At 49.1% G+C, this 14,005-nt stretch carries 3 protein-coding genes (1 of these 3 cut by a window edge); all 3 read left to right on the forward strand.

Going from position 1 to position 14,005, the window contains the following annotated elements; all coding sequences use genetic code 11:
- On the forward strand, nt 1-12,544 hold the 3' end of the coding sequence (locus M23134_RS18145; protein WP_045113814.1) for a PKD domain-containing protein. The gene continues 14,138 nt to the left of window position 1, outside the view; 12,544 of the gene's 26,682 nt are visible here — the last part of the coding sequence; the start codon falls outside the window, past its left edge; its stop codon occupies nt 12,542-12,544.
- Nucleotides 12,520-13,041, forward strand: coding sequence for a T9SS type B sorting domain-containing protein (locus M23134_RS18150; RefSeq protein ID WP_053337323.1), 522 nt, complete (start codon nt 12,520-12,522; stop codon nt 13,039-13,041). The genes M23134_RS18145 and M23134_RS18150 overlap by 25 nt, the downstream gene beginning before the upstream one ends.
- An 88-nt stretch (nt 13,042-13,129) precedes the next feature.
- Nucleotides 13,130-13,948, forward strand: coding sequence for a PorP/SprF family type IX secretion system membrane protein (locus M23134_RS18155; protein WP_004156089.1), 819 nt, complete (start codon nt 13,130-13,132; stop codon nt 13,946-13,948).
- Nucleotides 13,949-14,005 lie beyond the last annotated feature (57 nt).

Below are 14,005 nucleotides of genomic sequence, written 5' to 3' on the forward strand. Positions count from 1 at the left end.
ATCTACGGGCACAAGCTGTACTTCAAGTGATGATGCCACCATATCGGTAGATGCTACGCCAACGGTGGCATCGGTAACGGGTGGCAACCAAGATTTGTGTAATGTAACCACCACCACCATTACTGGAAATGCCCCCACGGTAGGTACCGGAATTTGGGTGAAGGTATCCGGTCCGGGCACGATTACTAATGTAAATGTAGCGTCTACCACGGTCACTGGTTTGAACAGTACTACGCCTACTGTGGTGAAATGGGTGATCAGCAATGGTAGTTGTACCGACTCTGAGAGCCAGATCAGCATCAATGTAAATGCTACGCCCACGGTGGCATCGGTAACTGGCGGCGACCAAACGTTGTGTAATGTAACCACCACCAACATTACTGGAAACACGCCTACGGTAGGCACTGGTCAATGGGTGAAAGTATCGGGTCCAGGAGCGATTGCAAATGTAAACCTGGTAAGTACCAGTGTAACTGGTTTGAATACGACTACGCCTACTGTAGTAAAATGGGTGATCAGCAATGGTACCTGTACCGATTCAGAAGATCAAATCACGATCACGGTCAATGAGGCTGCTACGATTGCGGCAGCAGGTGCCGATCAAGATTTATGTAATGTGACTACTGCCACGCTTGCTGCGAATAACCCCACGGTGGGCATCGGAACTTGGCAAATTGTATCGGGTCCGGGAACAATTGCGGGGGCGCAGTTGAATAACCCGAATGCACCTATTACTGGATTGAGCACTACGACTCCCACAGTAGTACGTTGGGTGATTACGAATGGAAGTTGTAGTTCACAGGATGAGGCGACTATCACAGTAAGCCCTGCCCCAACCACGGCCGCCGTAACGGGTGGTGACCAAACGCTTTGTGATGTCACCAGTACGACTATTACTGGAAATACCCCAACGGTAGGTACCGGACAGTGGACGAAGGTATCCGGTCCTGGAACAATCACTAATGTAAACAGTGCCACGACAACGGTGACAGGCTTGAACAGTACTACCCCTACTTTTGTAAAATGGGTGATTACGAGTGGAACTTGTAATTCAGAAAATCAAATCAGTATCACAGTGAATGCGGCACCTACGGCATCTAATGCAGGGGTGGATCAAAACTTATGTAATGTGACCAGTACTACGCTTGCCGCGAATAACCCCACCGTAGGTACTGGTACCTGGCAAATTGTATCCGGTCCTGGAACAATTCTTCCTGCCCAGGTCAATAGCCCTACGGCTACTTTGAGTAATTTGAGCACGACTACTCCCACAGTAGTGCGCTGGGTAGTAAGTACAGGTACTGGCTGTAGCTCACAAGACGACGCAACAATTTCGGTAGATGCTACGCCAACGGTGGCATCGGTAACGGGTGGCAACCAAGATTTGTGTAATGTAACCAGCACGACCATTACTGGAAATACCCCCACGGTAGGTACCGGAATTTGGGTGAAGGTATCCGGTCCGGGCACGATTACTAATGTAAATGTAGCGTCTACCACGGTCACTGGTTTGAACAGTACTACGCCTACTGTGGTGAAATGGGTAATCAGCAATGGTAGTTGTACCGACTCTGAGAGCCAGATCAGCATCAATGTAAATGCTACACCCACGGTGGCCAATGCAGGTGGAAACCAAACATTGTGTAATGTGACTACGGCTACCATTACCGGAAACACGCCTACGGTAGGCACTGGTCAATGGGTGAAGGTATCTGGTCCGGGCACGATTGCGAATGTAAATGCGGCTTCTACCACAGTGAATGGTTTGAACAGCACCACGCCAACTGTGGTGAAGTGGGTGATCAGCAATGGTACTTGCACCGATTCGGAAGACCAAATTACTTTGACTGTAAGTCCTACTCCAACTGTAGCCAATGCAGGGGGAGATCAAACGCTTTGTAATGTGGCTACGGCCAATATTACCGGAAACACGCCCACGGTGGGTACTGGTCAATGGGTGAAGGTATCCGGTCCGGGAACGATTACCAATGTGAATGTAGCTTCTACTACTATCACAGGCATTAATAGTACTACGCCTACCGTAGTGAAGTGGGTGATTACGAGTGGCGCTTGTAACTCAGAAGATCAAATTACAGTAACCGTAAGCCCTAACCCAACTGTGGCATCGGTAACTGGCGGTGACCAAACGCTTTGTAATGTAACGACAACCAACATTACCGGAAACACGCCCACGGTAGGCACTGGTCAATGGGTGAAGGTATCCGGTCCGGGAACGATTACTAATGTAAATGCGGCCTCTACCACAGTGACAGGCTTGAATAGTACTACGCCTACCGTGGTACGTTGGGAAATCACGAGTGGGGCTTGTAACTCACAAGATGACATCAATATTACGGTAAGCCCAACACCTACCACTGCGACAGTCACTGGCGGCGACCAAACACTTTGTGCGGTAACTACCGCCAATATCAATGGTAATACGCCAACTGTAGGTACTGGTCAATGGGTGAAGGTATCCGGTCCGGGAACAATTACCAACGTGAATGTAGCTTCTACTACTATCACAGGCATTAATAGCACTACGCCTACCATAGTGAAGTGGGTGATTACGAGTGGTGCTTGTACCTCAGAAGATCAGATTACGGTAACCGTAAGCCCAACCCCCACAGTGGCATCGGTAACTGGTGGCGACCAAACACTTTGTAACGTAACTACGGCGAATATTACTGGAAATACCCCGACGGTAGGTACCGGAGCCTGGGTGAAAGTATCAGGACCAGGTGGCATTACGAATGTGAATGCCGCTTCTACCACGGTTACTGGTTTGAACAGTACTACCCCCACTGTGGTGAAGTGGGTCATTACGAGTGGTGCTTGTACCTCAGAAGATCAAATCACGATTACAGTCAATGAAGCTGCCACGATTGCGGCAGCAGGTGCCGATCAAGATTTATGTAATGTGACTACGGCCACGCTTGCCGCGAATAACCCCACAGTGGGCACTGGCACCTGGCAAATTGTATCGGGTCCGGGCACGATTGCGGGAGCACAGTTGAACAATCCAAATGCTACAGTAACTGGCTTGAGTACTACTACTCCCACAGTGGTACGTTGGGTGATTACGAACGGAAGTTGTAGTTCACAGGATGAGGCAACGATTACGGTAAGCCCTGCGCCAACCGTGGCCGCTGTAACAGGTGGCGACCAAACACTTTGTGATGTGACCAGCACGACCATTACTGGAAATACCCCAACGGTGGGTACTGGAATTTGGGTGAAAGTATCCGGTCCTGGAACAATCACCAATGTAAACAGTGCCACCACAACGGTGACTGGCTTGAATACAACGACTCCAACGTTTGTAAAATGGACGATTAGCAACGGAAGTTGTCCAGTTTCAGAAAACCAAATCAGTATCACAGTGAATGCGGCGCCAACGGTATCAAATGCTGGCACAAACCAAACGCTTTGTAATGTGACTACGGCTACAATGGCGGCTAATACGCCTACGGTAGGTACGGGAGCCTGGGTGAAAGTATCGGGTCCGGGCACGATTGCGGCGGCCGAGGTGAACAACCCCACCGCTCAGATCATTGGCCTAACGGCTGGTTCGACTACTCGTTATCAGTGGGTGATCAGTAATGGGGTTTGTACCAATTCCAGCAGCACGGTAGATATTACTGTAGATGCCTTGCCAACGACGGCAGCGGTAACGGGCGGTAACCAAGACTTGTGTAATGTAACCAGCACGACCATTACTGGAAATACGCCCACGGTAGGTACCGGAATTTGGGTGAAGGTATCTGGTCCGGGCACGATTACTAACGTGAACGCAGCATCTACCACAGTCACTGGTTTGAACAGTACTACCCCCACCGTAGTGAAATGGGTGATCAGCAACGGTAGTTGTACCGACTCTGAGAGCCAGATCAGCATCAATGTAAATGCTACACCCACGGTGGCCAATGCAGGAGGTAACCAAACGTTGTGTAACGTGACTACAGCTACCATTACCGGAAACACGCCCACGGTAGGTACCGGAATTTGGGTGAAGGTATCTGGTCCGGGAACGATTGCGAATGTAAATGCGGCTTCTACCACAGTGAATGGTTTGAACAGCACCACGCCTACTGTGGTGAAGTGGGTGATCAGTAATGGTACTTGCACCGATTCAGAAGATCAAATTACTCTAACTATAGAAGCCCTGCCAACGGTAGCCAATGCTGGAAGCGATCAAACGCTTTGTAATGTGACTACGGCTACTATTACTGGAAACACCCCAACAGTGGGTACCGGAATTTGGGTGAAGGTATCCGGTCCTGGAACAATTACCAACGTGAATGCCGCATCTACCACAGTGACAGGCTTGAACAGCACTACTCCTACATTAGTGAAGTGGGTGATCAGCAATGGTAGTTGTACCGATTCGGAAGACCAAATTAGTTTGAGTGTGGACGCCTTGCCCACGGTGGCATCGGTAACTGGCGGCGATCAAACGTTGTGTAATGTAACGACGGCAAATATTGTTGGAAACACGCCTACGGTAGGTACTGGTCAATGGGTAAAAGTGTCTGGTCCGGGAGCGATTGCGAATGTAAACCTGGCAAGCACCAGTGTAACTGGCTTGAGTACAACTACCCCAACTGTAGTGAAATGGGTGATCAGCAATGGTACTTGTACTGATTCGGAAGATCAAATCACGATTACAGTCAATGAAGCAGCCACGATTGCTGCAGCAGGCACCGATCAAAACTTATGTAATGTGACTACGGCCACGCTTGCCGCGAATAACCCCACGGTGGGCACTGGCACCTGGCAAATTGTATCGGGTCCGGGCACGATTGCGGGGGCAGAGTTGAATAACCCGAATGCACCTATTACTGGATTGAGCGCTACTACTCCCACAGTGGTACGTTGGGTGATTACCAACGGAAGTTGTAGTTCACAAGACGAAGCAACGATTACGGTAAGTCCTGCCCCAACCACGGCAGCCGTAACAGGTGGCGACCAAACACTTTGTGATGTGACCAGCACGACCATTACTGGAAATACCCCTACGGTAGGTACCGGAGTTTGGGTGAAAGTATCCGGTCCTGGAACAATCACCAATGTAAACAGTGCCACCACAACAGTGACTGGCTTGAATACAACGACTCCAACGTTTGTAAAATGGACGATTAGCAACGGAAGTTGTCCAGTTTCAGAAAACCAAATCAGTATCACAGTGAATGCGGCGCCAACGGTATCAAATGCTGGCACGAACCAAACGCTTTGTAATGTGACTACTGCCACAATGGCGGCTAATACGCCCACGGTAGGTACGGGAGCCTGGGTGAAGGTATCGGGTCCGGGCACGATTGCGGCGGCCGAGGTGAACAACCCCACCGCTCAGATCACTGGCCTAACGGCTGGTTCGACTACTCGTTATCAGTGGGTGATCAGTAATGGGGTTTGTACCAATTCCAGCAGCACGGTAGATATTACCGTAGATGCCTTGCCAACGACGGCAGCGGTAACGGGCGGTAACCAAGACTTGTGTAATGTAACCAGCACGACCATTACTGGAAATACGCCCACGGTAGGTACCGGAATTTGGGTGAAGGTATCCGGTCCGGGCACGATTACTAACGTGAACGCAGCATCTACCACAGTCACTGGTTTGAACAGTACTACCCCCACCGTAGTGAAATGGGTGATCAGCAATGGTAGTTGTACCGATTCTGAGAGCCAGATCAGCATCAATGTAAATGCTACACCCACGGTGGCCAATGCAGGAGGAAACCAAACGTTGTGTAACGTGACTACGGCTACCATTACCGGAAACACGCCCACGGTAGGTACCGGAATTTGGGTGAAGGTATCTGGTCCGGGCACAATTGCGAATGTAAATGCGGCTTCTACCACAGTGAATGGTTTGAACAGCACCACGCCAACTGTGGTGAAGTGGGTGATCAGCAATGGTACTTGCACCGATTCAGAAGATCAAATTACTTTAACTATAGAAGCCCTGCCAACGGTAGCCAATGCTGGAAGCGATCAAACGCTTTGCAATGTGACTACGGCTACTATTACTGGAAACACCCCAACGGTGGGTACCGGAATTTGGGTGAAGGTATCCGGTCCGGGAACAATTACCAACGTGAATGCAGCATCTACCACAGTGACTGGCTTGAACAGCACCACGCCTACATTAGTGAAGTGGGTGATCAGCAATGGTAGTTGCACCGATTCGGAAGACCAAATTAGTTTGAGTGTAGACGCCTTGCCAACGGTGGCATCAGTGACTGGTGGTGACCAAACATTGTGTAATGTGACTACCACCAACATTGTTGGAAACACTCCGACAGTAGGCACTGGAGCCTGGGTGAAAGTATCTGGTCCGGGAGCGATTACCAACGTGAATGTGGCCTCTACCACGGTCACTGGCTTGAACAGCACCACTCCAACTGTGGTGAAATGGGTGATCAGCAATGGCACTTGTACCGATTCTGAGAATCAAATCACGATTACGGTCAATGAAGCAGCCACGATTGCTGCAGCAGGCACCGATCAAAACTTATGTAATGTGACTACTGCAACGCTTGCCGCGAATAACCCCACGGTGGGCACTGGCACCTGGCAAATTGTATCAGGCCCAGGCACGATTGCGGGAGCACAGTTGAACAATCCAAATGCTACAGTGACTGGCTTGAGCGCTACGACTCCCACAGTGGTACGTTGGGTGATTACGAATGGAAGTTGTAGTTCACAAGACGAAGCAACGATTACGGTAAGTCCTGCGCCAACCGTGGCCGCCGTAACAGGTGGTGACCAAACACTTTGTGATGTGACCAGCACGACCATTACTGGAAATACCCCAACGGTGGGTACTGGACAGTGGACAAAGGTATCGGGTTCGGGCACGATCACCAATGTAAACAGTACTACTACTACAGTAACTGGTTTGAATAGCACCAACCCCACGGTAGTACGCTGGGTAATCACAAGTGGGGCTTGTAGTTCACAAGATCAGATGACGATCACAGTAAACGCTGCTCCAACCGTAGCCAATGCAGGAGTTGATCAGAATTTATGTAATGTGACTACAGCAACACTTTCGGCAAATACTCCAACAGTAGGTACCGGAACCTGGACAGTAGTATCTGGCCCTGGAACGATTGCGGGGGCACAGTTGAACAACCCAAATGCGCCTATTACAGGTTTGAACAGTACTACCCCAACAGTAGTACGCTGGGTAGTAAGTACAGGTACTGGTTGTAGCTCGCAAGACGATGCAACGATTTCGATAGATGCTTTGCCAACCACGGCATCGGTAACTGGCGGTAACCAAGACTTGTGTAATGTAACTACCACCACCATTACTGGAAATACCCCGACAGTGGGCACCGGAATTTGGACGAAGGTATCCGGTCCGGGCACGATTACTAACGTGAACGCAGCATCTACCACGGTCACTGGTTTGAATAGTACTACCCCTACTGTGGTGAAATGGGTAATCAGCAATGGTAGTTGTACCGGCTCTGAGAGCCAGATCAGCATCAATGTAAATGCTACACCCACGGTGGCCAATGCAGGAGGTAACCAAACGTTGTGTAATGTGACTACGGCTACCATTACCGGAAACACGCCCACGGTAGGTACCGGAATTTGGGTGAAGGTATCTGGTCCGGGCACGATTGCGAATGTAAATGCGGCTTCTACCACAGTGAATGGTTTGAACAGCACCACGCCAACTGTGGTGAAGTGGGTGATCAGCAATGGTACTTGCACCGATTCAGAAGATCAAATTACTTTAACTATAGAAACCCTGCCAACGGTAGCCAATGCTGGAAGCGATCAAACGCTTTGTAATGTGACTACGGCAAATATTACCGGAAACACGCCCACAGTGGGTACCGGAGTTTGGGTGAAAGTATCCGGTCCTGGAACAATTACCAACGTGAATGCAGCATCTACCACAGTGACAGGCTTGAACAGCACCACGCCTACATTAGTGAAGTGGGTGATCAGCAATGGTACCTGTACCGACTCGGAAGACCAAATTAGTTTGAGTGTGGACGCTTTGCCCACGGTGGCATCGGTAACTGGCGGCGACCAAACGTTGTGTAATGTAACGACCGCCAATATTACCGGAAACACGCCCACCGTAGGTACTGGCCAATGGGTGAAAGTATCAGGTCCGGGAGCGATTGCGAATGTAAACCTGGCAAGCACCAGTGTAACTGGCTTGAGTACAACTACCCCAACTGTAGTGAAATGGGTGATCAGCAATGGTACTTGTACTGATTCGGAAGATCAAATCACGATTACAGTCAATGAGGCTGTCACGATTGCAGCAGCAGGTGCCGATCAAGATTTATGTAATGTGACTACGGCCACGCTTGCCGCAAATAACCCCACGGTGGGCACTGGCACCTGGCAAATTGTATCGGGTCCGGGAACAATTGCGGGGGCGCAGTTGAACAACCCGAATGCACCTATTACTGGATTGAGCGCTACTACTCCCACAGTAGTACGTTGGGTGATAGCCAATGGAAGTTGTAGTTCACAAGACGAAGCAACGATTACGGTAAGCCCTGCACCAACCACGGCCGCCGTAACAGGTGGCGACCAAACACTTTGTGATGTGACCAGCACAACCATTACTGGAAATACCCCAACGGTGGGTACCGGAATTTGGGTGAAAGTATCCGGTCCTGGAACAATCACCAACGTAAACAGTGCCACCACAACGGTGACTGGCTTGAATACAACGACTCCAACGTTTGTAAAATGGACGATTAGCAACGGAAGTTGTCCAGTTTCAGAAAACCAAATCAGTATCACAGTGAATGCGGCGCCAACGGTATCAAATGCTGGCACAAACCAAACGCTTTGTAATGTGACTACAGCCACGATGGCAGCGAATACTCCGACAGTAGGCACCGGGGCTTGGGTGAAAGTATCTGGTCCGGGCACGATTGCGGCGGCCGAGGTGAACAACCCCACCGCTCAGATCACTGGCCTAACGGCTGGTTCGACTACTCGTTATCAGTGGGTGATCAGTAATGGGGTTTGTACCAATTCCAGCAGCACGGTAGATATTATCGTGGATGCTTTGCCAACCGCTGCCAATGCAGGCACCGACCAAACATTATGTGGAGTGACTACGGCCACAATGGCGGCGAATACGCCTACGGTAGGCACTGGAACCTGGTCAGTAGTATCTGGACCAGGAACGATTGCTGCTCCACAGTTAAATAATCCAAATGCGACCGTCACTGGTTTAAGTACTACCACGCCGACTATATTGAAGTGGGTGGTGACCAATAGTACTTGTAATTCTGAAGACCAGGTAACTATTACAGTAGATGCGACTCCAACCGTAGCCAATGCTGGCGGGAATCAACAATTATGTGGAGTCAATATGACTACTACCGCAACTCTGGCAGCGAATGCTCCAACCGTAGGTACAGGAGCCTGGACAGTACTGTCAGGGTCGGGAAGCTTTGGGAATGCCAACGTACCAACTACTACAGTGTCAGGTTTATCTTATGGAGCCAACGTATTCCGTTGGACCATCAGCAATGGAGCTACTTGTACACCATCTACGGCTGATGTGACGATTACCTTGTTTCAGCCACCAACCACTGCCAATGCTGGGTTGAATCAAAGCTTATGCGGACCAAATACCACTACTACGGCAAATCTGGCGGCAAACACACCCACGGTAGGTACTGGTGCTTGGACTGTAGTATCTGGCACGGGTTCATTTAGTAATGTCAATGCCGCCAATGCGACGGCATCAGGCTTGTCTTATGGGGCGAACGTATTCCGTTGGACAGTGAGTAACGGTACTTGTACACCATCTGCTTCTGATGTGACGATTACCTTGTTTGAGCCACCAAGCACGGCAAATGCTGGCAGCAACCAAAGCCTATGTGGACTCAACACTACTACTACGGCTACGCTCAATGCTACTAACCCAGCGGTGGGTACTGGTACTTGGACTATAGTATCTGGTACAGGGTCGTTTAGTAATGTCAATGCGTCTAATGCGACGGTTTCGGGCTTATCTTATGGCGCTAATGTATTCCGCTGGACAGTAACTAATGGCAATTGTACTGGAACTGTTGCTGATGTGACGATTACCTTGTTTGAGCCACCAAGTACGGCCAATGCCGGGGTAAGTCAAACTTTGTGTGGAGTAAACACCAGTACCACCGCAAGTATTACCGCCAACACACCTACAGCTGGTACCGGAACCTGGACAGTAATTTCGGGAAGCGGTGTATTTGCCAATGCCAACACGCCTAATACGACTATTTCGGGCTTGTCTTACGGAGCCAATGTGTTCCGTTGGACCATCAGCAATGGTACTTGCACGGCGTCTAGCGCTGATGTAACCATTACATTGAACCAGCCACCTACTGCCGCCAACGCTGGGGCAGATCAGATTTTGTGTGGCTTGACTGGCGCTACCACTACTACGCTTGCCGCGAATAACCCCACAGTAGGCACGGGAACCTGGACGGTGGTATCTGGTACAGGGTCATTTAGTAATGCCAATGCGTCCAATGCGACGGTTTCTGGCTTGTCTTACGGTACCAATGTATTCCGCTGGACAATTAGTAATGGTAATTGTACCCCGTCTGTATCTGATATCACCATTACGTTGAATCAGCCGCCTACCACTGCCAATGCCGGGGCACCACAAACAGTGTGTGCTACCACTGCCACGTTGAATGCCAATACCCCAGCGGTAGGCACGGGAATGTGGACGCTGATTTCCGGAAGTGGAGCTGTTACCAACGCCGCAAGCCCTATTACTACAGTTACTAATCTGGGGGTAGGCATTAACACCTTCCAGTGGACGATTAGCAATGGCAATTGTACCAATAGCACGGCTACGGTAACTATTACCCGCGAAGCAACTCCAACCACGGCAAACGCTGGCGCAGACCAAAGGGTGTGTGGAACTTCGGTGACCTTGAATGGTAACACCCCTACGGCTGGCACGGGTCAATGGACGCTGGTAAGTGGCAGTGGTACCATTTCTAATGCGGCAAGTCCTAACACTTCGGTGTCTAACCTGGGCATAGGAGTCAATGTATTCAAGTGGACAATATCTAACGGGTCTTGCCCGGTTTCTGAATCAAATGTAAACATTACCAGAGATGCTCCACCTACTACCTCTATTGCTGGGGGCAACCAAACAACTTGTGCCACTACTGCCAACCTTACGGGAAATACGCCAACTACTGGTACTGGGCAGTGGAGCATTGTAAGTGGGTCAGGTATCATTACTGATCCTGGTAACCCCAATACTCAGGTGTCTAACCTGGGAGTAGGAATAAATATTTTCCGTTGGACAATTACCAATACCTGTAGCAGTTCTTCGTCAAGCATTAGCGTTACCAAAGAAGCTACCCCAAGTACCGCCAATGCTGGTACCAACCAGGTGGTTTGTGTCAATACTGCTACCTTGACGGCTACTTCGCCAACGGTAGGTACGGGAATGTGGACAGTAGTGGCAGGAACAGCCACTGTAACTAACCCTGCAAGTCCTAACTCTGGAGTCACTGGGTTGAGTGTAGGAGTCAATACCTTCCAATGGACAGTTTCTAACGGAAGTTGTACACCATCGGTGGCCAATGTGAGCATTGTAAGAGAGCAGGAGCCTACCATTGCGAGCGCAGGACCTGATCAAACACTTTGTGGAGCCACTACTGCTACTTTTGCTGCCAATAGCCCCACAGTGGGCACCGGACGTTGGACACAGGTAAGTGGTCCGGGTACGGCCAACATTATCAATCCGGGGGCAAACGTGTCTGGAATCACTGGTTTGGTAGCTGGTGCTTATACTTTCCGTTGGACAATTACCAATGGAAGTTGTACGGCAAGTACTGACGATATGGTAATGAATGTGATTGCAGCACCTGTTACTACGGTTAATTTGCAAGTAAGCGACGCTACCTTCTGTATAGATCAGCGTCCAGCTGTATTCAATATCACAGTAAGCAATACCGAAGCTGGTGTAACCTATGAGTTAAGAAGCGGGGCTACTGTGATCACCTCGCAAGTAAGCGCGGGTGGAACACTTACATTTAGCAATTTACCAACCCCTACTGCCTCGACAGCTTATGATGTATATGCCACTCCTGCGGCAGTAGGTGGGGCCTCTTGTCCATCCGAGAAGTTGGCTGACCGGGCGCAGGTAACCATTGATAACTGTAACACACCAGTGGCAAATAACCTGACCCTGAAAACAGACAACTGTACAGACATTAACCTGAACTTGTTGCCCGATTCAACCAATCAGGCACAAGGCGGCGTCACCTTTGCTGTCACCGAAGCCAGAGACTTTGTAACGCCTACGGGAGGGATTGTCAATATGAGCGCCAATGGCACATTTAAGTATGAACCACGCACTGCCTTTATTGGGCGCGATAGTGTGTCTTACCAAGTGTGTAACTCTAACGGTAGTTGTGCCAATGGCAAAATCTATATCAGCATTGAGGCTTGTACCAATGATGCCCCCGAAGCCAAAGATGATGTGTACACCATTGACAATGCAAGGTGCTCACGGGCAATGTATTGCTAAATGATGTGGATGTCAACACCAATACCTTGAAAATAAGCATGGTAGGCTCATTATTAACCAATCGTCGTGGAGTAGTTATACTTGAAGCAGACGGTGGGTTTACTTACACGCCTCCTGAGGATTTTGTGGGAATTGACACCCTGGCTTATCAGGTATGTGATGACGCTTATATTAGTAAGTGTGACAGTGCCTTGCTCATCGTGAATGTGACTGAATGTGGACAAATATTTATTCCAAATGGCTTCTCGCCAAATGATGATGGTAAGAACGATACTTATGTGATTTTGGGAGTGGAAAAATACCAGGTAACATTTAGTGTGTACAACCGTTGGGGAAGTCGGGTATACTTTAATAAGGATTATAAAAATGACTGGAACGGATTTGCCAACCAGGGTAACCTAAGCGGGCAACGTTTGCCAGATGGAACTTACTATTATGTCATTGACTTGAACAATGGTCAAAAGCCATCGGCTGCTTATTTGATTTTACAACGATAGAATATACCAACCTCACCCCTTGCTTTGTGAGGGTTGAGGTTATCCAAACATAAAACTTAACAATACATTAAAAACGAACAGGCAAACTATGATGCACATTAAAAAATATGGTTTATTAAGCCTTTTGGTATTTTGGGGGCTTAGCCTGCTGTCGGTGCAGAAAGGACAGGCACAACAAGACGTACAATTTACCCAGTACATGTTTAATGGGTTGGCAATTAACCCGGCGTATGCAGGTAGTCGCGATGTATTCAGTGTTACGGGGTTGTTTCGTAAACAATGGACAGGTATTGAAGGAGCCCCGGTTACCCAAACGCTTTCTGGGCATTTGCCCCTTATCAAAGATCGCATTGGCTTGGGTTTGACCCTGGTCAATGACAAAATAGGCATTACCAATAATTTCTCAATGATTGGTTCTTATGCTTTCCGAATTAGGTTTAACACTGGAGTATTGGCCATGGGTATTCAGGCGGCCATTACCCAGTTCAGGGCTAATTTTACTGATGTACGCTTTTCGGTAGACCCTACGAGTACCGATCCGGCGTTTGACCAGAACATCAATAAGACCTTGCCCAATTTTGGTACTGGTTTGTATTATTATACAGACAGGTTTTATGCGGGATTGTCTGTTCCTCAATTGATCAATTGGGACCTGGCGGACGGCAATATTTCTAATGCCCGTCAATCGAGGCACGTGTTTATTACAGCAGGCTATGTGTTTGATGTATCGCCTACAGTGAAAATACGTCCTTCGCTGCTTGCCAAATATGTGTCGGGTGCCCCTTTTTCTATAGACATAAACGCCAATGTGTGGTTGTTTGACCGATTTGCGGTAGGAGGTTCTTATAGAATAGGAGACGCCGTAAACTTATTGGCTGAAGCCCGTATTTCAAATATATCTCGGTAGGGTATGCGTATGACCTTACCCTCACCCAGTTGGGGAGGTACAATTCAGTAGTCATGA

The organism is Microscilla marina ATCC 23134 (genome assembly GCF_000169175.1).
In the GTDB taxonomy this organism is placed as follows: domain Bacteria; phylum Bacteroidota; class Bacteroidia; order Cytophagales; family Microscillaceae; genus Microscilla; species Microscilla marina.